Annotated in this window: 16 protein-coding genes and 1 tRNA gene; 14 read left to right on the top strand and 3 right to left on the bottom strand. The window is 70.5% G+C overall.

The features are described from left to right. The first annotated feature begins 178 nt into the window (after window positions 1-178). The 8 genes from KUM03_RS13530 (at window position 179) to KUM03_RS13565 (ending at window position 12,592) form a co-directional block, all read left to right on the top strand. Window positions 179-769 (top strand): small secreted protein, encoded by a 591-nt coding sequence (locus KUM03_RS13530; protein ID WP_217247653.1) that lies wholly within the window; start codon window positions 179-181, stop codon window positions 767-769. A gap of 46 nt (window positions 770-815) precedes the next feature. Further along, complete coding sequence (locus tag KUM03_RS13535; RefSeq protein ID WP_217247655.1) at window positions 816-2,333, top strand: class I SAM-dependent methyltransferase; 1,518 nt, start codon at window positions 816-818, stop codon at window positions 2,331-2,333. Window positions 2,334-2,524: 191 nt separating this feature from the next. After that, window positions 2,525-2,722 (top strand): hypothetical protein, encoded by a 198-nt coding sequence (locus KUM03_RS13540; RefSeq protein WP_217247657.1) that lies wholly within the window; start codon window positions 2,525-2,527, stop codon window positions 2,720-2,722. A gap of 270 nt (window positions 2,723-2,992) precedes the next feature. Further along, on the top strand, window positions 2,993-5,848 hold the full coding sequence (topA, locus tag KUM03_RS13545) for a type I DNA topoisomerase (RefSeq protein ID WP_217247659.1): 2,856 nt from the start codon (window positions 2,993-2,995) through the stop codon (window positions 5,846-5,848). A gap of 134 nt (window positions 5,849-5,982) precedes the next feature. Further along, a complete protein-coding gene (tmk, locus tag KUM03_RS13550; protein WP_217247661.1) occupies window positions 5,983-9,321 on the top strand; it encodes a dTMP kinase in 3,339 nt (1,112 codons plus the stop codon). 143 nt (window positions 9,322-9,464) lie between these two features. Continuing rightward, window positions 9,465-10,670, top strand: coding sequence for a DNA polymerase III subunit delta' (locus KUM03_RS13555; RefSeq protein ID WP_217247669.1), 1,206 nt, complete (start codon window positions 9,465-9,467; stop codon window positions 10,668-10,670). 109 nt (window positions 10,671-10,779) lie between these two features. Beyond that, window positions 10,780-12,399 (top strand): alpha/beta hydrolase, encoded by a 1,620-nt coding sequence (locus tag KUM03_RS13560; RefSeq protein WP_217247671.1) that lies wholly within the window; start codon window positions 10,780-10,782, stop codon window positions 12,397-12,399. A 119-nt stretch (window positions 12,400-12,518) separates the two neighbouring features. Further along, a tRNA-Thr gene (locus KUM03_RS13565) sits at window positions 12,519-12,592 on the top strand. Between the two features lie 125 nt (window positions 12,593-12,717). Here the strand turns inward: KUM03_RS13565 and KUM03_RS13570 are convergent. Further along, entirely contained in the window at window positions 12,718-13,110 is a 393-nt protein-coding gene (locus KUM03_RS13570) for a DNA-binding protein (protein WP_217247673.1), read from the bottom strand. After that, window positions 13,110-13,361 (bottom strand): hypothetical protein, encoded by a 252-nt coding sequence (locus KUM03_RS13575; RefSeq protein WP_217247676.1) that lies wholly within the window; start codon window positions 13,359-13,361, stop codon window positions 13,110-13,112. Before KUM03_RS13575 ends, KUM03_RS13570 begins: the two co-directional genes overlap by 1 nt. Before the next feature lie 676 nt (window positions 13,362-14,037). Between KUM03_RS13575 and KUM03_RS13580 the strand changes: the two genes are divergently transcribed. The 4 genes from KUM03_RS13580 to KUM03_RS13595 are packed head-to-tail and all read left to right on the top strand — an operon-like array spanning window position 14,038 to window position 18,401. Continuing rightward, window positions 14,038-14,223, top strand: a complete 186-nt coding sequence (locus KUM03_RS13580; protein ID WP_217247684.1) for a hypothetical protein — start codon at window positions 14,038-14,040, stop codon at window positions 14,221-14,223. 41 nt (window positions 14,224-14,264) lie between these two features. Next, complete coding sequence (locus tag KUM03_RS13585; RefSeq protein WP_217247686.1) at window positions 14,265-15,644, top strand: N-6 DNA methylase; 1,380 nt, start codon at window positions 14,265-14,267, stop codon at window positions 15,642-15,644. Window position 15,645: 1 nt separating this feature from the next. Next, window positions 15,646-16,845, top strand: coding sequence for a hypothetical protein (locus KUM03_RS13590; protein WP_217247687.1), 1,200 nt, complete (start codon window positions 15,646-15,648; stop codon window positions 16,843-16,845). Continuing rightward, window positions 16,842-18,401, top strand: a complete 1,560-nt coding sequence (locus tag KUM03_RS13595) for an N-6 DNA methylase (protein ID WP_217247689.1) — start codon at window positions 16,842-16,844, stop codon at window positions 18,399-18,401. Before KUM03_RS13590 ends, KUM03_RS13595 begins: the two co-directional genes overlap by 4 nt. 830 nt (window positions 18,402-19,231) lie before the next feature. Here KUM03_RS13595 and KUM03_RS13600 read toward each other — a convergent pair. Further along, a complete protein-coding gene (locus KUM03_RS13600; RefSeq protein WP_217247691.1) occupies window positions 19,232-20,242 on the bottom strand; it encodes a helix-turn-helix transcriptional regulator in 1,011 nt (336 codons plus the stop codon). 136 nt (window positions 20,243-20,378) lie between these two features. On the opposite strand from KUM03_RS13600, the gene KUM03_RS13605 reads away from it, so the two are divergent. After that, on the top strand, window positions 20,379-21,086 hold the full coding sequence (locus KUM03_RS13605) for an SDR family NAD(P)-dependent oxidoreductase (RefSeq protein WP_217247693.1): 708 nt from the start codon (window positions 20,379-20,381) through the stop codon (window positions 21,084-21,086). After that, the gene (locus tag KUM03_RS13610) at window positions 21,083-21,496 is read left to right on the top strand and encodes a nuclear transport factor 2 family protein (RefSeq protein ID WP_217247695.1); all 414 of its coding nucleotides are present in this window, start codon (window positions 21,083-21,085) and stop codon (window positions 21,494-21,496) included. Before KUM03_RS13605 ends, KUM03_RS13610 begins: the two co-directional genes overlap by 4 nt. Window positions 21,497-21,712 lie beyond the last annotated feature (216 nt).

Genomic DNA, 21,712 nt, shown 5'->3' on the forward strand with positions numbered 1-21,712 from the left:
CTGCTCAAAGGCCGGGCGGGCGGCGCGCGTTGACGCGCCGTCCGCCCGCTTCGTGCGTGCGCGCACCGTTCACCGTGAGCCTTCTCTCTCTTGGTGCAAATGGCTTCAATACGTTCATAACGGATGTTCGTCCTGCGGATGTCCTCCATCCGGCGTGTATGTTCCGGGGCCGAGAGCCATGGAAGGGACCAATCCGGTGAACAAGAAGCTCGCGGCCGCACTGTCCGGCGGTGCGGTACTGGTACTGGCGCTGACGGGATGCAGCAGCAGCGACGACAACGAGAAGCTGGACGCCTGGGCGAAGGAGGTCTGCGACGCGGTGCAGCCGCAGGCCAGGAAGATCGAGGCCGCCAACGCCGCGATCCAGAAGGAGACCTCGGACAACAGCACGCCCGCCGAGGTTCAGAAGACCGACGCGCAGGCGTTCCAGGACATGTCCGACGCCTACAAGGCGATGGGGAGCGCCGTCCAGAAGGCCGGGGCCCCGGACGTCGAGGACGGTGAGAAGAAGCAGAAGGACGCCGTCACCGAGCTCAACAGCCTCTCCTCGTCGTACGCCTCCCTGAAGAAGCAGGTGGAGAAGCTCGACACCAAGGACCAGGCGAAGTTCGCCGACGGCCTCAAGGACATCGCCACCGAGCTCAACAAGCTCAGCAAGAGCGGCAGCGACGCGCTGAAGACCCTGGAGGAGGGCGACGTCGGCCAGGCGATGGCCAAGCAGGCCAGCTGCAAGTCGGCCTCGGTGACGCCGTCGGCCACCACCGGCTGACGTCCGCTCCGGAGGCAGGGGGCGCGAGGCGGGCCACAATGGGGGTGTGAGTAACGCCAGCCTGTCCCCCCTGCCCTCCGCCGACCGGCCCGACGTCTCCGCCCGGCTGCGGGACGCCCTGCTCGGGGCGTCCTTCACCGCCGACGGACTGCTGGAGCTGCTCGGCGCCCCCGCCTACGCGGCGCTGTCCCGCAGCGAGACCGTGCCCGCCCTGCGGGCCACCCGCGGCGACACGCCGCTCGAACGGCTCGTCAGGCTGTTCCTGCTCCAGCAACCCGTGCCCCACGCGCGCGTGGCGGACGTCCTGCCCGTCGACGCCTGCCTGGAGAGCGGCTGGCTCGTCCGCGCGGGCGACGACGAGGTGGCCGCCACCGTGGACGTACGGCCGTACGGCGGGCCCGACGGCGAGGACTGGTTCATCGTCTCCGACCTGGGCTGCGCGGTCGGCGGCGCGGGCGGAATCGGCCACCGCGCGGAGGGCGTCGTCCTCGGCGTCGGCGGCGCCTCCATGACGCTGGCCGGCCTCACCGTCCGCACGCCCGTCTCCACCGCCCTGGACCTCGGCACCGGCTCCGGCATCCAGGCCCTGCACGCCTCCCGCCACGCCACGCGCGTGACCGCGACCGACGTGAACCCGCGCGCGCTGCACATCACCGCGCTCACCCTCGCCCTCTCCGGCGCCCAGGCCGCCGACCTGCGCGAGGGCTCCCTGTACGAGCCCGTCCGCGACGACGAGACGTACGACCTGATCGTCTCCAACCCGCCGTTCGTGATCTCACCCGGCGCCCGCCTCACCTACCGGGACGGCGGGATGGGCGGGGACGATCTGTGCCGGTCGCTCGTTCAGGAGACGGGGGAGAAGCTGAACGAGGGCGGGTTCGCGCACTTCCTCGCCAACTGGCAGCACGTGGAGGGGGAGGAGTGGACGGACCGGCTGCGCTCCTGGGTGCCGCGCGGCTGCGACGCCTGGGTCGTGCAGCGCGAGGTGCAGGACGTCACGCAGTACGCCGAGCTGTGGCTCAGGGACGCCGGCGACCACCGCGCCGACCCGGCCGAGTACCAGGCGCGGTACGACGCGTGGCTGGACGAGTTCGAGGCGCGCAAGGTCAAGGCCGTCGGCTTCGGCTGGATCACCCTGCGCCGTACCGGGGCCGCGGAGCCCTCGGTCACCGTCGAGGAGTGGCCGCACCCCGTCGAGCAGCCCCTCGGCGAGACGGTGCGCGAGCACTTCGACCGTGTCGACTACCTGCGCGCCCACGACGACGCGGCCCTCCTGGAGGCCCGTTTCACGCTGGCCGGCGAGGTCGTCCAGGAACAGGTCGGCCTGCCCGGCGCCGAGGACCCCGAGCACGTCGTGCTGCGCCAGAACCGCGGCATGCGCCGCGCCACCCGCGTCGACACGGTCGGCGCGGGCTTCGCGGGCGTCTGCGACGGCACCATGAGCGCGGGCCGCATCCTGGACGCCATCGCCCAGCTGGTGGGCGAGGACCCGGTGGCGCTGCGCGACCGCACGCCCGCGCAGATCCGGCTGCTGGTGGAGCAGGGCTTCATCGAACCGGCGTAGCGGGGTGCCGACGGCCTTCGGCCGCACCCTTTTCCGGAAGGGCGGGGACCGCTCCGTGAGGGCGAGGGAAACGAGCCAGGGGCGGGAGCCGTCGGCTCCCCGTTCACCTCGGGTTAGCCTCCCCGCCGCCCGCGCGTGACAGCCTCCCCGGGGCTGGACACGCGCGGGCTGGAGAAAAGGGGCACGGGGCCATGGAGAGCGGACCGGCGATCTTCGCGGGATTGGTGTTCGCCCTGTTCGGGGCCGGTCTGCTGGTGTGGACCGCGACACGGGTGCGGCACGGCCGCCCCGTCGCGCTCGGTGTGAGCCCCGTCGCATCGGCGGCCGTCGCGAGCCTCGCCGGAGTCGTCGCTCTGGCCGTCGGGGCCTGGTGCCTGACCCGCGTGTGAGGGGCCGGTTCCGGACCTCGGCCGCACCCCCGCCCGGGTAACCGGCGGGTCGCGCTCCGGATACGCGCGTCAGGGCCGGTCAGCACTCCGGGCGGCAGGAACAGGGTTCGTCGGGTTACCGTTCGAGTGGCCGTTGCGGGCTTTTCCCGTTTGACACGGGGGCGGGAGGTACCGTCACACTCCGCAGCGTCACGACCGAAACGCAGCACGACCCGACCCCGGGAGCACTGCCTGGGGAGGCCCCAGCGTCGACCGGAGAGAAGAGCGAAGTTGTCCCCGACCAGCGAGACCGCGAACGGCGGCCGCCGACTCGTCATCGTCGAGTCGCCTGCCAAGGCGAAGACGATCAAGGGCTATCTCGGCCCTGGTTACGTCGTCGAGGCGAGCGTCGGGCACATCCGCGACCTTCCCAGCGGCGCGGCGGAGGTGCCGGAGAAGTACACCGGCGAGGTCCGCCGCCTCGGTGTGGACGTCGAACATGACTTCCAGCCCATCTATGTGGTCAACGCCGACAAGAAGGCGCAGGTCAAGAAGCTCAAGGACCTGCTGAAGGAGTCCGACGAGCTCTTCCTCGCCACCGATGAGGACCGCGAGGGCGAGGCCATCGCCTGGCACCTCCAGGAAGTCCTCAAGCCGAAGATCCCGGTCAAGCGCATGGTGTTCCACGAGATCACCAAGGACGCGATCCGGGCCGCCGTCGCCAACCCGCGCGAGCTCAACCAGAAGCTCGTCGACGCCCAGGAGACCCGCCGCATCCTCGACCGCCTCTACGGCTACGAGGTCTCGCCGGTCCTGTGGAAGAAGGTCATGCCGCGCCTGTCGGCCGGCCGCGTCCAGTCCGTCGCCACCCGGCTCGTCGTCGAGCGGGAACGCGAGCGCATGGCGTTCCGCTCCGCCGAGTACTGGGACCTCACCGGCACCTTCGCCACCGGCCGCGCGGGAGACGCCTCCGACCCGTCCTCGCTGGTCGCGCGCCTCCAGACGGTCGACGGACGCCGGGTCGCGCAGGGTCGCGACTTCGACTCCCTGGGGCAGCTCAAGAGCGCGAACACCCTCCACCTCGACGAGGCGAACGCCCGCGCGCTCGCCGCCGCCCTGGAGAACACGCGCTTCGCGGTCCGCTCCGTCGAGTCCAAGCCGTACCGCCGCTCGCCGTACGCCCCGTTCCGTACGACGACGCTCCAGCAGGAGGCCTCGCGCAAGCTCGGTTTCGGCGCCAAGGCGACGATGCAGATCGCGCAGAAGCTGTACGAGAACGGCTACATCACCTACATGCGTACGGACTCGACGACGCTGAGCGACACGGCGGTCGCCGCCGCCCGCGCCCAGGTCACGCAGCTGTACGGCGCCGACTACCTGCCCGCGCAGCCGCGTACGTACGCCGGCAAGGTCAAGAACGCGCAGGAGGCGCACGAGGCGATCCGCCCCTCCGGCGACCGCTTCCGCACGCCCGCCGAGACCGGGCTGACCGGCGACCAGTTCAAGCTGTACGAACTGATCTGGAAGCGGACCGTCGCCTCCCAGATGAAGGACGCGACCGGCAACAGCGTCACCGTGAAGATCGGCGGCGCCGCCTCCGACGGCCGGGACGTCGAGTTCAGCGCGTCCGGCAAGACCATCACCTTCCACGGCTTCCTCAAGGCGTACGTCGAGGGCGCCGACGACCCGAACGCCGAGCTGGACGACCGCGAGCGCCGGCTGCCGCAGGTCGCCCAGGGCGACGCGCTGACGGCCGAGGAGATCACGGTCGACGGCCACGCCACCAAGCCCCCGGCCCGCTACACCGAGGCGTCGCTGGTCAAGGAGCTGGAGGAGCGCGAGATCGGCCGCCCGTCGACGTACGCGTCGATCATCGGCACCATCCTGGACCGCGGTTACGTCTTCAAGAAGGGCACGGCGCTCGTCCCGTCCTTCCTCTCCTTCGCCGTGGTCAACCTCCTGGAGAAGCACTTCGGGCGGCTCGTCGACTACGACTTCACCGCCAAGATGGAGGACGACCTCGACGCCATCGCCCGCGGCGAGGCCCAGGCGGTGCCGTGGCTGCGGCGCTTCTACTTCGGCGAGGGCGACGGCGCGGGAGGCGGCGGCGCGGCCGACGCCGGCAACGGCGACGGGGACCACCTCGGCGGCCTCAAGGAACTGGTGACCGACCTCGGCGCGATCGACGCGCGCGAGGTGTCGTCCTTCCCCGTCGGCAACGACATCAAGCTGCGCGTCGGCCGCTACGGCCCCTACGTCGAGCGCGGCGAGAAGGACGCCGAGAACCACCAGCGCGCCGACGTCCCCGAGGACCTGGCGCCCGACGAGCTGTCGGTCGAACTCGCCGAGGAACTGCTCGCCAAGCCGAGCGGCGACTTCGAGCTGGGCACCGACCCGGCCACCGGCCACGCCATCGTCGCCAAGGACGGCCGCTACGGCCCGTACGTCACCGAGGTGCTGCCCGAGGGCACGCCGAAGACCGGCAAGAACGCCGTGAAGCCGCGTACGGCCTCGCTGTTCAAGTCGATGTCCCTGGACACGGTGACCCTCGACGACGCCCTGAAGCTCATGTCGCTGCCGCGCGTCGTCGGCACCGACGCCGAGGGCGTCGAGATCACCGCGCAGAACGGCCGCTACGGCCCGTACCTGAAGAAGGGCACGGACTCGCGGTCCCTCACCTCCGAGGAGCAGCTCTTCACGATCACGCTCGAGGAGGCGCTGGCGATCTACGCCCAGCCCAAGCAGCGTGGGCGGGCCGCGGCCAAGCCGCCGCTGAAGGAGCTGGGCACCGACCCGGTCAGCGAGAAGCCCGTCGTGGTCAAGGACGGCCGCTTCGGCCCGTACGTCACCGACGGCGAGACCAACGCGACCCTGCGCTCCGGCGACAGCGTCGAGGACATCACGCCGGAGCGCGGCTACGAGCTGCTGGCCGAGAAGCGCGCCAAGGGTCCCGCCAAGAAGACGGCGAAGAAGGCCACGAAGAAGACGGCCGCCAAGAAGGCTCCCGCCAAGAAGACCGCCGCCAAGAAGACGGCGGCGGCCAAGACGACGGCCGCGAAGAAGACCACGGCCAAGACGGCGGCGAAGAAGACGGCCACCAAGACGGCCACCAAGAAGGCGATCGCCGCCAAGGGTTCGGAGGACTGAGCCCGCCTCAGCATCCCGCACCGGCGGTCTTCGTCGTTCGCTGAGCGAACGCCCCGGCACCATCGCGGTGCCGGGGCGTGCGTGCGTTCGGCCGGGAACGCCGGACTGTCCGCGCCGACCGATAGGCTGAACGCATGACGCGAGCCGAGCAGCCAACGGCCCCTCACCCCGCCCCGGACGACGCCCTCGTCGCGGACTCCCGCGAGCGTGCCGTCCGCGCCCTGCTGCGCCGACCGCAGCTGAGGCGGTTGTGGAGCGCACAGCTGGTGGGGGGTGTCGGCGACATCCTCGCCCTCCTGGTGCTGGTCCTCCTCGCCGTCCAGGCCGCGATCGGCGCGGGCTCCTTCGGCGGTGGGTACCGGGGCGTGGCGTTCGCAGTGGCGACCGTTTTCGGCGTACGCATCCTCGCGACGCTGCTCTTCGGTGCCGTACTGCTCGGCCCGCTCACCTCGCTCACCTCTCCCGACGGTCCGCTCGACCGCCGCTGGACCATGGTCGGCGCCGACGGGCTGCGGGCCGCGCTGCTGATCGTGGCGCCGCTGTGGATCGACTGGACGCCCAACGACGCGCTGGCCTACCTCCTGGTGACCGTCTTCGTCACCGGGGTCGCCGAGCGCTTCTGGACGGTGTGCCGGGAGAGCGCGGCGCCCGCGCTGCTGCCCGCGCCGCCCCCGGAGGGCGCGACGGTACGCCCGCTGCCCGACCACATGGACGCGCTGCGCCGCCTGTCGCTGCGCACGGGCTTCGTGGCGGTCCCGCTGGCCGGCGTCGCCCTGGTCGTCGCGGGACTGCTGAACAACCTGCTGGGCGCCGGCGTCGACTGGTTCGCCGAGCACCAGGCGGCCCTCGCCTCGTACGTGGCGGCCGGGCTGTTCGCCGCGTCCCTGTCCGTGGTGACCTTCCTTGAACTGCCCTCGGTGCGCACCCCCCGCGCGCGGTCGCCGCTGGAGGGCGCGCGCCGCCCCAAGAGCGGCACGGGTGTCGACAAGGGCCGCACCGGCGCCCTGCCCCTCCTGGTCCTCGCCTGCGCGGCCGTCGCCGCGGTGGTGGCCGCCGCGGTCGCCGTGGCGGTGCTGCACGCCAAGGACCTCGGTGGCGGCCCGGTGCTGTACGGGCTGATGGTCGGGGCGCTGACCGGCGGCGTCGTCGTCGGCATCCGCACGGCGCCCGCCCTGCTGCCGACCCTGTCGCGCCGGCGGCTGCTGGCCCTGGCGATCGCCTTCGCCGGGATCGCCCTACTGGCCGCCGGGCTCGTTCCGGACGACACCACCGTCCTGCTGCTCCTGGCGCTGACCGGCGTCGCCGCGGGCGTGGCCGCGAACACCGGGCACACCCTGCTCGACCAGGAGACCGAGGACGCCCGCCGGGCACGGACCACCGAGCACCTGCACGCGGTCGTCCGGGTGTACGTGGCGCTCGGCGCGATCGTCGCCCCCGTGGTGGCGGCGTCGATTGGGCCGCACCGGCTGGAGAACGGCAAGTTCGTCTTCGCGCACGGCGGTGCCGCGTTCGTGCTGATGCTGGCCGGCGCGCTGCTGCTGCCGGTGGCCGCGCTGGTGCTGGCCAAGGTCGACGACCGCTCCGGGGTGCCCCTGCGGCACGACCTGCGCGACGCGCTGCTCGGCGGCGACGACCCGGTGCCGACCCCCGCGACCAACGGTTTCTTCATCGCCCTGGAGGGCGGCGACGGCGCCGGCAAGTCCACCCAGGCCGAGGCCCTCGCCGAGTGGATCAGGGGCAAGGGCCACGAGGTCGTGCTGACGCGCGAGCCCGGGGCGACCCCGGTGGGCAAGCGTCTGCGGTCCATCCTGCTGGACGTCTCCAGCGCCGGTCTGTCGCACCGCGCGGAGGCGCTGCTGTACGCCGCCGACCGCGCGGAGCACGTCGACACCGTGGTCCGGCCCGCCCTGGAGCGCGGCGCCGTGGTCATCTCCGACCGGTACATCGACTCCTCGGTGGCCTACCAGGGCGCCGGGCGCGACCTGTCGCCGACCGAGATCGCCCGCATCAACCGCTGGGCGACCAACGGGCTCGTACCGCACCTGACCGTCCTGCTGGACGTCTCGCCGGAGGCCGCGCGCGAGCGGTTCACCGAGGCGCCGGACCGGCTGGAGTCGGAGCCCGCCGAGTTCCACACGCGCGTGCGCTCCGGCTTCCTCGCTCTGGCCGCCGCCGACCCCGGCCGCTACCTCGTCGTGGACGCCGGCCAGGAGCCCGAGGCCGTCACCACCGTCGTACGCCACCGGCTCGACCAGGTGCTGCCGCTGTCCGAGGCCGAGATCAAGGCTCGGGAGGAGGCACGGCGCAAGGCCGAGGAGGAGGCACGCCGCAAGGCCGAGGAAGAGGCCGCGCGCAAGGCCGAGGAGGAGCGCCTGGAGCGCGAGCGCCTCGAACAGCTGGAGCGGCTGCGCGCCGAGGAGGAGGAGCGCAAGCGCCGCGAGCTGGAGGAGGCGCAGCGGCGCGAGGCCGAGCGGCAGGCGGAGGAGGCCCGGCAGCGGGCCGAGGAAGCGCGCCGCAAGGCCGAGGAGGAGCGGGTCCGGCTCCTCGCCGAGGAGAAGGCGCGGGCCGAGGAGGAAGCGCGTCGCCGGGCCGAGGAGGAGCGGCGCCGCAAGCAGGCCGAGGAGGAGGCGCGGCTGCGGGCCGAGGCCGAGGCCCTGCGTCTGGAGAAGCAGCGCAAGGCCGAGGAGGCCCTGATGCGTGCCGAGGAGGCACGCAGGGCTGCGGAGCAGGCGGCGGCAGCGGCCGCGACCGGTCCGAAGCCGACGGCTCCGCCCGCGGCCGACGCGCCCCGCCCGGCACCGTCCGCACCGCACCACTCGGACGCGGCGACCGTGCCGACCCCGATCGTGACCCCGACGAACGCGTCCGGCGGTCCGGTGGAGGACACGGCGGTACTGCGGCCGGTGCAGGACCCGGAGGACCCGCACGGCGACGCCCGTGAGGACGGTGCCGGTGACGGTGGGGCGTCCGGAGAGTCCGCGTCCGAGGTGACGACCGAGCTGCCCAAGCCGCCCGCTCCGGCGGGTGCGGCGGACGAGACGGCGGTCCTGCCGGCGGTGGAGCCTCGGGCCGAGGACGAGACGGCGGTACTGCCGCCCGTCACGCCGTCGGCCGCCGACGAGACGGCCGTGCTGCCGCCCGTACGCGCGGAGGACCCCGCCGACCGGGTGCCGTCGGACTACTTCCGCAAGGAGGACCCGGCCGCCGGTTCCGGCCGTTCCCCGGAGCCCCAGGACCGCACCCGCGAACTGCCCCGTATCGACCCCGACCAGGCACCGCCCCGCAGGCGGCGCTCCGACTGGGCCGAGGAGACCCCGCTGGACGACCTGCCGACGCTGGCGGACGAGCTGCTCGGCCCGCGCGACGGGGACGACCCCGAGGCGGGCGGCCGCGGCGACGGAGGCCGCGACGGTCAGGGCGGTCAGGGTGGCGACGGAGGCCGCCGCGGCAAGGGCGGCCGGGGACGGCGCTGAGCCCTCGACGCCCCGTACCCCGGCCCCGGCACCCGTTGTCAGTGCCGCCCCGCACAATGGAGGGCGCGACGCGGAGTGCGGGGCGCGGCGCAGTGCGACGGCGCGGTACGACCGCGGAGTGTGACGGAAGGACGGCGTGACCCATGACCGTGTGGGACGACCTCGTCGGGCAGGAGAAGGTGAGCGATCAGCTCGCCGCCGCCGCCCGGGACGCCGACGCCTTCGTCACCGCCGCCGCGGCCGACGGCCCGCTGCCCGAGGCGTCGAGCATGACCCACGCCTGGCTGTTCACCGGGCCGCCCGGCTCCGGAGTGACGCAGACGGCACGCTCCTTCGCCGCCGCGCTCCAGTGCGTGAGCCCCGACCGGGCGCTCGGCGGAGTCCCCGGCTGCGGCTTCTGCGACGGCTGCCACACCGCGCTCATCGGCACCCACGCGGACGTCAGCGCGGTGACCGCCGTCGGCGCGGAGATCCGCGTCGCCGACATGCGGGACACCGTCCGCAAGTCCTTCACCTCCCCGGCGAACGGCCGCTGGCAGACCATCCTCGTCGAGGACGCCGAGCGGCTGAACGAGAAGTCCGCCAACGCCGTCCTCAAGGCCGTCGAGGAGCCCGCCCCGCGGACGGTGTGGCTGCTGTGCGCCCCGTCCATCGAGGACGTCCTGCCCACCATCCGCTCCCGCTGCCGCCACCTGAATCTGCGCACACCCTCGGTGGAGGCCGTGGCCGACATGCTCGTCCGCCGCGAGGGCATCGAGCCGGACGTCGCCGCCGCGGCGGCCCGCGCCACCCAGGGCCACGTCGACCGCGCCCGACGCCTGGCCACCGACCCCACCGCCCGCGATCGCCGGTCCGCCGTCCTGAAGCTGCCGCTGCGGGTCGAGGACATCGGCGGCGCGCTCAAGGCGGCCCAGGAGTTGGTGGACGCGGCGGCCGCGGACGCCAAGCAGCTCGCCGAGGAGATGGACACCAAGGAGACCGAGGAGCTGAAGGCGGCTCTCGGCGCGGCCCAGGGCGGCCGGCTGCCGCGCGGCACGGCGGGCGTGGTCAAGGAGCTGGAGGACAACCAGAAACGCCGCCGCACCCGCACCCAGCGCGACAGCCTCGACCTCGCCCTGACCGACCTCACCGCCTTCTACCGCGACGTGCTCGCCCTCCAGCTCGGCTCCCGCGTGGCGATCGCCAACGCCGACGCCGAGGACGCCCTGGAGCGCATCGCCCGCGCCAGCTCCCCGGAGGCCACCCTCCGCCGCATCGAGGCCATCGCCGCCTGCGGGGAGGCCCTCGACCGCAATGTGCCGCCGCTGCTGGCGGTGGAGGCGATGACGATGGCCCTGAGAGCGGGCTGACCGAGCTGCCCCGGCGGGGACCGGGCCGACCCGGTTGACCGCGTAACTCGTACGAGGCACGTCGAGCACGCTGAGCGTCGAGGCGATCGCGGAGAGTTACGCTCGCGGAATGCACACAAGGCGCACCCACCGCAGGACCCGCATCGGCAGAACCCGAACCGGAGCCACGCTGCTCGCCGCCGCGCTGCTCGCCACCGCCTGCTCCGCCGGGGGCGCGTCGACGTCCGCCGGCCCGGCGGCGGCCGAGGCGGCGGGATCGACGGAGGCGGCCAAGACCTCGTTGACCGCGCTGCCGAAGGCCACCCCCTCCGAGCTGGCGCCGTACTACGAGCAGAAACTGAACTGGCGCGACTGCGGCGTCCCCGGCTTCCAGTGCGCCACCATGAAGGCCCCGCTCGACTACGCGAAGCCGACCAAGGGCGACGTCCGGCTCGCCGTGGCCCGCAAGAAGGCCACCGGCCCGGGCGAGCGCCTCGGCTCGCTGCTGGTGAACCCGGGCGGCCCGGGCGGCTCGGCGATCGGCTACCTCCAGCAGTACGCGGGCATCGGCTATCCGGAGGAGGTCCGCGCCCAGTACGACATGGTGGCGGTGGACCCCCGGGGCGTGGCCCGCAGCGAGCCCATCGAGTGCCTCGACGGCCGCGAGATGGACGCGTACACGCAGACAGACGTCACTCCGGACGACGAGGGCGAGGCGGACGAGCTGGTCGACGCGTACAAGGAGTTCGCCGAGGGCTGCGGGGCGGACGCGCCGAAGCTGCTGCGGCACGTGTCGACCGTCGAGGCGGCCCGCGACATGGACATCCTGCGGGCGGTGCTCGGCGACGAGAAGCTGACCTACGTCGGCGCCTCGTACGGCACGTTCCTCGGCGCGACGTACGCCGGTCTGTTCCCGGACCGGGCGGGCCGCCTCGTCCTGGACGGCGCGATGGACCCCTCCCTGCCCGCGCGCCGCCTGAACCTGGAGCAGACGGCCGGCTTCGAGACGGCGTTCCAGTCCTTCGCGAAGGACTGCGTGACGCAGCCCGACTGCCCCCTCGGCGACAAGAGCACCACCCCCGACCAGGTCGGCAAGAACCTCAAGGCCTTCTTCGACGACCTGGACGCCAAGCCGATCCCCACGGGTGACGCCGACGGCCGCAAGCTCACCGAATCCCTCGCCACCACCGGCGTGATCGCCGCGATGTACGACGAGGGCGCCTGGCAGCAGCTGCGCGAGTCCCTGACCTCGGCGATGAAGGAGAACGACGGCGCCGGCCTGCTGGTCCTCTCCGACAGCTATTACGAGCGCGAGGCCGACGGCAGCTACAGCAACCTGATGTTCGCCAACGCCAGCGTGAACTGCCTCGACCTCCCCGCCGCCTTCTCCTCCCCGGACCAGGTGCGCGACGCGCTCCCCGACTTCGAGAAGGCGTCCCCGGTCTTCGGCGAGGGCCTCGCCTGGTCCTCCCTGAACTGCGCGTACTGGCCGGTCGAGCCCACGGGCGAGCCGCACCGCATCGAGGCCGCCGGCGCGACCCCGATCGTCGTGGTCGGCACCACCCGCGACCCGGCCACCCCCTACCGCTGGGCCGAGGCCCTGGCCGGCCAGCTCTCCTCCGGCCGCCTCCTCACCTACGAGGGCGACGGCCACACCGCCTACGGCCGCGGCAGCGCCTGCATCGACTCCGCGATCAACACGTACCTCCTGCGCGGCACCGCGCCGGAAGACGGCAAACGCTGTTCGTAGCCACGCCGGACACCCGCCCCACCCGCCCCGGAGCCCAGGCCTCCGGGGCGGGTGCGAAGCACCCCCGGAAACTGTGTAGACTTACCGACGTTGCTGATCGCACCATGGGTGCACAGCGCGCCGCCTTAGCTCAGATGGCCAGAGCAACGCACTCGTAATGCGTAGGTCTCGGGTTCGAATCCCGAAGGCGGCTCTTCCTAAGCCCAGCTCAGACAGTGTCTGAGCTGGGCTTTTTGCGTTCCGTTGAGTGGTTGCCGTGTGCAGTCGGGGGCTTGCGCAGCGGTATGCGTGAGCGGGTGTGCCCGTGATCTGTACACGTCAGGCTTTGATGACCTCGACGGCGGGTCCACAGAGCAGACTGATGTCCTCAGGGTCGGAGGTGAGGACGGTGACTGGTCTTGGCGCCGAGCGTGCAACGGCCGCGAGGACGGCGTCGATGGCGTACTTGTGGCCGCTGAGGAGGTGGTCGCGCAACAGTGCTGCCGCTTGGTCGGTGACGCTCTTGGTGACGTCGTGGACATCGATCCGAGAGAGTACCCACCGGATGCGGGCGGGGTGGATGCGCTCGTAGTCCGCCTCGAGCGTGGTCATGGCGGTCGTGGCCACTCGGATGCCTTCTTCCGAGGCTGCTTGGACGAGACCCAGGACGGCGCGGTCCTTGAGGTAGAGCTTGGACAGGCCCTCGCTGTCGAGGAGGAGAGTGCCGGGCATCAGGCTGCGGCACCGCTCGAGTCGCGCTGATCATGGCGCAGTACGGCGCGTGCCGCTTCGATCTCTTCCCGGGACAGCGGGTCGTTGTCGGTCTCGAAGTCGGCGACGATCTCCCGAAGCTTGTCCATGGCCACACGCTGCTCGAGGGCCTCGGCCACGTAGGCGGAGAAGCCGCCTGGACCTACATGAGTACGTGCGGCCTCAGCGAGGTCTTCGGGGAGGCTGATCGAGTACTTCTTGCTACCGCTCACGGTCCAGATCCTACCAGGGGTGGCAATTCCGGGTCTGAAGCCGGACTGAGTGGATTGGTCTACTCAGTCAGGTGAGCCCCCGACCGACAGCCCGCAGAGCGGGCCGCCAGCCCACACCTTCTGCGCCCGAACGCGGTGTCCACGCACGCGGCTGCACACAAGCCCATGCATCTGGCTGCGGGGGCTCGCGCTTCCTCGCCCGGGCCTCCCGTGGGCGGCGCGCCCACCCTTCGGACGTACTGGAATGGCAATCGCGACGACCGAGACGGCGCGATCGCCGGCGACGACTGGCGGCTCACCATCGCGATCATGCCCGGTGCGGGCTGGGCCCGCACCGGCCTGGCCGAACGGGGACTTTGTTTCGATCACCGGAAGTCGATGGTGCGCAGGGCCGACGGGAGTTCGGCCCGGTACGGGATCAGGCCGAGACGGCGCTGGTTGACGGTCAAGGCCAGGGCGATGTGGGTCCGTGCCGGCACGCCGGCGGGGGGCCTGATGATGAGGGCGAGGCCGAGAGCACCTGGTCGTCAGTCTGGCGATTGGTGGCGGCCTTGCGTGGGCTACCTACTGCTCCAAAAACCCAAATTGCATGCTGTTCTCGTGCGCTGTCCTCGGCGGCTAGGTTCGTTGCGTCAGAGGCTTCGTTAGATGCTTTGAGTCCGAGGGGAGTTGTGGCGTGCAGCACAAGGCGCTGCTGTTTGCGTTGGTCGTCCTGGCATCGGTGATCGTGGGACTGCTGGCCGGCATCCTTCAGTTCGCCGACGGAGGGCAGGTGGTGGGGGCGGTCAAGAGCGGCGGGATGGCGTTCGGTGTCGCCATGGGCCTTGGCATGGCGACCATCACCTGGCTGAAGACGTCGTGACGGCAGAGGCTGAGGCTGCAGGGTCTCCCGCATTCAGGCGCGTGTGGCGCGCGATCGACGCGCTGTGCGAGATGGTTGCCCCGGAAGACGCGTACCAGGTCGCGTTTCAGGTGATCTTCCTGCGTTCTTCGGGGGGAACGCTCTGGTCCCCCCTCGTCAGACACTTCGGGCCTGCGGAACCGGCGCTGAACATGGCCTGGGCGAACACGCGGCTCGACAGTGTCTTCAGGTTGGGGGTGCGGCGCTCCGCCGGAGCCGTCGGACTGTTCGGAGAGGCAGACCGGCGTCTGGCCGCGCTGATCGTCGAGGTCGATCGGGTTGAGTCGGCGGGCCGGCCGGTCGGCCTGTTCGATGCGTGTCTCGACCGGTACTCGCACAGGTTCGGCCAGGACGGAAACTACTACACGCCTCGGGGAATCGCCCGGCTGGTGGCGGGGCTGGCCGGGCCTCGAGCCGGTGAACGTGTGCTGGATCCGGTCTGTGGATCTGGGAGGCTCCTCGTCGAGGCCGCACGATGGGCTAGACGTCAGGGGGCTGGGAACGATGTAGCGGTCGTGTGCGGTAGGGATATCAGTACCGAGGCGCGGCGCGTGGCAGCGATGAACCTCACGCTCAACTCGCTGCCCGGAGATCTCGGCACGAGCGCGGTTGACAGCCTGCGGGGCGGGTCCACGGGGCTGGCTGCTGATGTCGTACTCGCCAATCCGCCTTTCAAGATGCCCGGTTGGGGACACGATGAGCTAGTGGGAGACCCTCGCTGGAGCTTCGGCCAGCCGCCCAAGGGCAGCGCGAACTTCGCGTGGGTCCAGCACATCCTGAGCGAACTCTCCCCGAGAGGGCGTGCAGTCGTCCTGCTGGCGGATGGCGCTGCGAGGAGCACTCGGGGGGAAGAGAAACAGATCCGGCAGCGCATGGTGGAGACCGATGTCCTCGCGGGTGTCGTGGCGCTGCCCGCCGGGTTGTTCCCGCACACCCGGATCGGCGCGAGTCTGTGGTTTCTCAGCAAGGACAAGACTCCGCATATCGGTTGGGGGAGGAATGCTCGTCTCGGCGAAGTCCTTTTTGTGGACGCGCGAAGGCTCGCCAAACGTGCGGATCGCTCTCGACGGCAGCTGGCGGACGAGGAGGTGACGCGGATCTGCCGGATCTTTGCGGCCTGGCGCGGCGCTGACAACGGTGACGCGGTGAGCGACGGCCCGCAGGAGGAGGCGAGTTGGTGGCGTTCAGTCCGTCGCGAAGAGATCGAGGCGTACGGGTATGACCTGACTCCCGGGAACTATGTCCGTTCGTCGGCCGGGGCCACCGGGTCTTCGCCCGATCACGATGTTGCCGAGCGGAGCCCGAAGGAGGAGCTGTACGGGCGCTTTGAAAAGGCCGCGCGGATCAACGAGCGGCTCCGATCCGTGCTGAGGGAGACGTGAGTTGGACGAGAAAGAGGCCAAGGTCGCTTCACGGGCCTGGGGGCTCTGTCCCCTGGGTGAGGTTCCCGGTGTCGATTCGGTGACGTACGGCATTGTCACGCCCGGCCCGCACCAGCCCGCAGGAGTGCCTCTGCTCCAGGCGGGGGACATCGCGGGTGGCGTGGTGGACCAGAGCAATCCCAGGATGATCGACGCAGCTGTGCACCGTCGCCACCAGCGGACCTCCCTCGTCGCAGGCGACCTTGTCGTCGTTCTGGTGGGTCGGATCGGGGATGCCGCAGTCGTCGGCGCGGAGCAGCACGGATGGAACGCCGCCCGGTCGGTGGGCGTCGTCCGCTTCACCGAAGCGGGGCAACAGAACGGCATCGGTACGTGGCTCAAGTGGTGGTTGAAGACACCGGAAGCTCGCGCTCGGTGCCTGGAGAGTTCAGCGGGCTCGGCGCACTCCACATTGACCATCGCCACACTTACGCAGCTCCCTGTACCAATGCTTCCTCTCGACCTTCGCACACGGCTCCTCGGCACGATGCGTCTCATCGAACGACGGATGATGCTGAACACTCGGATCGCGGCGTGCGCGTTGGAACTCGCGGACGCGCACTTCGCCAGATGCCTGGAGGAACACAAGGACTCGACAAGGCCGGTCGCAGCGATTGGCGACGTGGGCGAAGTAGTGGGTGGGATGCGGAGGTCCGATGTGTTCGAAGGCGGTTTCCCCGTGGCGTGGGCGGCGCCGGCCGAGGTCCTTCGGCACAGGCTCGCCCATCTCGATCGAACCGATCAGACCACCTGGGCGCCTCGCCACGCCGTGTGTGCTGCGGGGACGATTCTGGTTGCGCCCAGGCCCGGCGGGGTGGAAACGGTGGTGTCTCGGATCCCCCTGGTTCCGGGGCGCGGAACGCTTGCGGTCCGTATCGAGCGAGAAGCGGACCGGATGTGGCTGCTGCACGAGCTGCGGTCCAGGAGCAAGGAACTCGTCTCTACGGCGCAGGGGCAGCAAGGCCGCGAGATGAGCCGAAAGGCGTTCACGCGCTTCACCGTGTCCTGGCCGGACTCCTCCCATGTGAGGGAAGCGTTTGCCCGTGTCGCGGCGCCGCTCCATGAGCGGGCGGACGTGGCACTTGACGAGAATCGGGTGTTTGAGGAGCTGATCACAACAGAGTTGACGCGGATGGCCGAGCAGTCGAAGGGAAGGAGGTGAAGCCGGTGCCGCCTCGAGGGAGAGTACCCACAGCGGTCACGGAGCTGATCTGGAAGGCCGCGGACAAGCTGCGCGGCGGTATGGACGCGGCTGAGTACAAGCACGTCCTACTCGGACTTCTCTATCTTCGTTATCTCTTCCTCGAGTTCGAGGAGTCCCGTCAGCAGCTCGGTGAGGGCTTCGTGGACGATCCGGACGCGTACACCACCCTGGGCTTGCGCTGGATACCGTCTGCCGCTCGCTGGGACATGCTGGCCGAGAAATTGAGGCGGCCCGGGTGCCCTGCAGGTGAGACCCTCGATGACGCGCTGCGCGCACTGACGCGGAGCAACCGGGACCTCGACAACGTCTTTCCGGACGGCCTCGGGCTCGCCGGCCGTGTGGACGACCAGCTCGTCCTGGGACTGTTCGCGTTGTTCGGCGACGAACGCGTGATGGGACGCGGGGCACGTACGGTGCGACCTGGCTCGGGAGAGCTGTATGAGTACTTCCTGTACTTTTTGGACGAGTTCGCCCGCGTCGAAGGGAAGCGAGGCGGGGAGTTCCACACGCCGAAGAGCGTGGCACGGCTACTGGTCGAGATGCTGGAGCCGCACGAAGGCCGGGTGTACGACCCGTGCTGTGGTGCGGGTGGACTGCTGGTCCAGGCTCGTGGGTTCGTGCAGACACGTCGAGGGCGGGAATGCACCGACGGGCTCCAAGTCTACGGACAGGAGATCAATCAGCGCACCTGGCGGCTGGCGAAGATGAATCTGGATCTCCACGGGATGGCCTCGAGCGGTATAGGCAGTCGATCGGCCGACACCTTGGCGGAGGACCGGCTGCGGGGGCTCAAGGCAGACTTCGTCATGGCCGTCCCGCCCTTCAACATGAGTGACTGGGCCCGCGATGAGTTCGATCCGCGCTGGCGGTACGGGGTCCCACCGGCGAGGAACGCGAACTTTGCCTGGCTGCAACACGTCATTTCCAAGCTGGGCGACCGCGGCAGTGCCGCTGTTGTGCTGGCGAACGGCTCTCTGTCGTCGCGGCAGCTGGGGGAGGACCGGATTCGTGTCTCCATGGTGGAGGACGATCTGGTCGCCTGCGTGATCGCGCTGCCCGACCGCCTCTTTCGGAGTACTTCGATTGCGGCATGCGTCTGGTTTCTGACGAAGGACAAGTCGTCGCAGGGCGTTCGGGAGCTGACCGATCGTCGTGGTGAAGTGCTGTTCATCGATGCTCGCGCCATGGGGGAGATGATCGGCCGCGCAGAACGCGTGCTGACAGACGCGAACCTCCGGGAGGTCGTCGGCACGTACCGGGCCTGGCGGGGAACGGATACCTCGCAGGAATATCAGGATGTGACCGGTTTTTGCCGTTCCGTGAGACTCGGCGAGATCCGCGAACATGGTCACCTCCTGACTCCGGGACGATACGTGGGTTCGGCGGATATCAGTGAGGAGCAGCGGAAAGGCCCAGTGGAGGGGCGTGTCGCGGAGCTGACCCGGGAGCTCCTCGAACTCCTGGATGCGGCAGATCGGACGGAGGCTGAGATACGGAAGCACCTTGGCGCGTGAGTGCTGGGTTGCCCAGCACGTGTGCCTTGCTCGCCAAAATCACCTGGGACCTACCAGGGGCCGGGCGGGGTCGAGTCGTCGACTGTGACGAGCCTCGCCACATCCGCCCTTGCGGCACCGATCGTTGACGCGCTCAATCGGATCTCCGCCCTCACCGCCGTCCCGGCGAGCGTTCATGATCGTCGTGACCACGGGTGGCGCATTATCCGACGGAGCACCTTGCAGCGTTGACCGACCGGGCTTCGCGCGCCGATCTTCTGAGTGGTGCGCACAGCCTGTGGTACGAGTACACCTGTTTGGAACTCTGTCAGGCGCTCGCCCATTTGGACGAAGCTCTGACGGCGGTGCCTGAGCCAGCGTCCTGCCGTCGAGCTCTGCAATCCTCTCACCAGGGAAAAGCGGATCGAGCGTGACCACAGGTCAGCGACCGTCATGATCTTGCAGGTCCTCGTCATGCGTAGGTCTCGGGTTCGAATCCCGAAGGCGGCTGTGAGAAGCCCAGGTCTCATTGATTGTCGTATGTGGTTGAGTGTTTGCACAGTGTCATCGCGAGCGAGTGTGCCCGCGATCTGCACGCGTCAGCCTTTGGTGGCCTCGGCAGAGGGTCCACAGAGCAGGCTGATGTCCTCAGGGTCGGAGGTCAGGACGGTGACTGGACTTGGTGCCGAGCGCGCGCTGGCCGCCAGTCCATTGAACCCCAGGTCACCTAGCTCGTGACCTGGGGCTTTGTGTTGCTCCCGTCAATGGCGTGATCCGAGCGGCAGCTCCTCGCGCCCGGTCGGGCGTGGTGCGGCCCGTCTCCCGGCGGCCGCGCCGACGAGGCGGGCGGGCTACGCGCTCAGCCGGGTCTCGGCGGGCAGGGACTCGGCGGGGCCCGTGTCGTCCACGACTCCGTTCAGCGCGATGAGGTAGCCGAGTTGGGCGCGCGAGCGGGAGTTGAGGGCCTCGCTGATGCGGGCCACGTGGGCGGCGACGCTGCGGCGTGAGATGCCCAGGCGGCGGGCGATGCGGTCGTCGGTGTGACCCGCCACGAGCAGTCGCATGACGGCCTGTTGGACCTCTCCGGTCACGGAGGGATGGCGGTCGCGGACCGAGGCGCTGTCCACCGGGCGGGCGCGCTCCCAGGAGGACTCGAAGACACAGACCAGGAAGCGGACGACGGCCGGGTGCGCGATACGGACCGCTCCGCTGCTCCCGTCACGCTGGTGGAAGGCGACATACGCCACCGACTGGTCGCAGATGATGAGGCGGTCCGTCACCTGGTCGAGGGTGCGCACCTCGCCGCACGCCTCCCGGATCTGCCGGATGTGGCGCAGCACCGGGGCGTTGGCGCGGGCCGCGTGCGGGTAGAGGGTGCGGTGGCTGACACCCGAGCCGACCAGATGCGGGTCGGAGATGTCGTACGCCTGCCGCTCACCCAAGGGCTGAATGGTCATCAGCTCGCTGCGGCAGCCGCGGACCGCCTCCTCCAGCTCCGTCGCCACGACGGCATCGCCGCTGAGCACGCTCAGGTACTCGGGCTGTTCCCTTACGGCGGCCTTGTAGATTCCGCGGACGCTCTCGAATCCGGCCCTGATCTTCTGGGCCGTCTCGTCGATCGGGCGGAGCAGGCTGGTGAGTGCCAGATCCGGTTTCACCGGCACCAGGACCGTGTCGTCATCGGCCGGAACGACCACGAGTCCCAGCACCATCAGGCAACGGGGCGCGCCCCGCAGCGGCATGCAGCCCTTGGCGACGGCCTTCCTGTACGCGACGAGCCCGGTCGCGCAGGGCCCTTCGACACCGGCGCTGCCGCCGGCTTCCCCCTGCTCCCCCCGGAGTCCGCACGAACATCCATCCATGGCAAGAGTTCTTGCGTCATCGTGCATTTCGTCATTATGAACCTTCTTTTCCAAGGTCAAGAAGCATCGTCAGTGTGAGACTTGTCATCGAACAGCCCATAGCTGCTTGGTATTCGAAGATCAGAGGAGCACTGTCATGTCCGTCGAAGGAAAGACACTCGTCATCACCGGGGCCGGCACCGGCATTGGTCTGGCCACCGCCAAACTGGCCGCGTCCAGGGGCGCCAACGTGGTGCTGACCGACCGCAGCGAGGAGCAGGTGGCCAGGGCCGCCGCCGAGATCGGGCCGCGGGCATCGGCGTACGCCCTCGATGTGACCGACTCGGCGGCCTTCGAGCGGGTCTTCGAGGCCGTCGGCTCCTTCGACCACCTCTTCACCTGCGCCTCCGGCATCACCATCGCGCCGTTCACGGAGCTGACCGAGGAACAGGTGCGGTCCTTCTTCGAGATCAAGTGGTGGGGCCAGTACAAGGCGATCAAGGCGGCGCTGCCCCGGCTGGCCGCGGACGGCTCCATCACGCTCGTCTCCGGCTACCTCTACCGCAAGGTCGACCCCGGCTACTCCGCCTTCGCCGCCGTCAACGGCGCGGTGGAGGCCACGGTGAAGTCGCTCGCGCTCGAACTCGCGCCGCTGCGGGTCAACGCCATCGCGCCCGGCCCGGTCGACACCCACAGGAAGCTGATGAGCCCCGAGGAGCACGAGGCGTACGTCAAGGAGGTCTCGGGCACCCTGCCCGCGGGCCGCCCCGGCACCCCCGAGGACCTCGCCCACGCGGCGCTGTTCCTCATGGAGAACACCTTCACCACCGGCCACACGCTGGACGTGGACGGCGGCAAGCGATGACGGAGCCGCAGGGAGCGGCGGAGCGCCCGGAGTTGTACGCGGACACGTCCGACGGCCCCGGGCGGGCCCTCTCCGAGGTCCTCGCCCGCTGGCGGAGCGCGTTCGACGCCCGCCACACCGAGAGGGTCGCCGCTCTTTTCACGCCCGACGCGCTCTTCCAGGGGCTCGGCACCACGTCCTTCCTCTCGCGCGAGCGGGTACGTGAGTACTACGAGCGCGTCCCCGCCGGCACCCGGGCCGAGGTGCGCATCGCGTACGCGTACCGGCTCGACGGGGCACTCGGCGGCATCGCCGAAATCCGCTTCACCCACCCCGACCGGGTACGCACCGCGATGGTCTCGGTGGTCCTGACGCGGGCCGGGGAGCAGTGGCTGATCCGGCATTGGCACGCGGCGGCGACCGGAGCCTGAGCAGAACGGCACCGGGGGTGCGTACCGGACCGGTGCGCACCCCCGGTCCATGCGGTGGTCCGCCCGGTCGGCTGCTGCACCGGGCCGGTACGGGCCGAGTCCCGGTACGCACCCGGGGGCCCGGACCTGCGCACGTACGAGCCCGGACCTGCGCACGTACGAGCCCGGACCTGCGCACGTACGAGCCCGGACCTGCGCACGTACGAGCCCGGACCT

Source organism: Streptomyces sp. AC602_WCS936, from assembly GCF_019049125.1.
Lineage (GTDB): Bacteria > Actinomycetota > Actinomycetes > Streptomycetales > Streptomycetaceae > Streptomyces.

Coding starts and splice junctions, on each gene's coding strand:
- KUM03_RS13530 (WP_217247653.1), top strand. CDS start 179: ATGGAAGGGACCAATCCGGTGAACAAGAAGCTCGCGGCCGCACTGTCC.
- KUM03_RS13540 (WP_217247657.1), top strand. CDS start 2,525: ATGGAGAGCGGACCGGCGATCTTCGCGGGATTGGTGTTCGCCCTGTTC.
- tmk (WP_217247661.1), top strand. CDS start 5,983: ATGACGCGAGCCGAGCAGCCAACGGCCCCTCACCCCGCCCCGGACGAC.
- KUM03_RS13555 (WP_217247669.1), top strand. CDS start 9,465: ATGACCGTGTGGGACGACCTCGTCGGGCAGGAGAAGGTGAGCGATCAG.
- KUM03_RS13560 (WP_217247671.1), top strand. CDS start 10,780: ATGCACACAAGGCGCACCCACCGCAGGACCCGCATCGGCAGAACCCGA.
- KUM03_RS13570 (WP_217247673.1), bottom strand. CDS start 13,110: ATGCCCGGCACTCTCCTCCTCGACAGCGAGGGCCTGTCCAAGCTCTAC.
- KUM03_RS13600 (WP_217247691.1), bottom strand. CDS start 20,242: ATGGATGGATGTTCGTGCGGACTCCGGGGGGAGCAGGGGGAAGCCGGC.
- KUM03_RS13605 (WP_217247693.1), top strand. CDS start 20,379: ATGTCCGTCGAAGGAAAGACACTCGTCATCACCGGGGCCGGCACCGGC.
- KUM03_RS13610 (WP_217247695.1), top strand. CDS start 21,083: ATGACGGAGCCGCAGGGAGCGGCGGAGCGCCCGGAGTTGTACGCGGAC.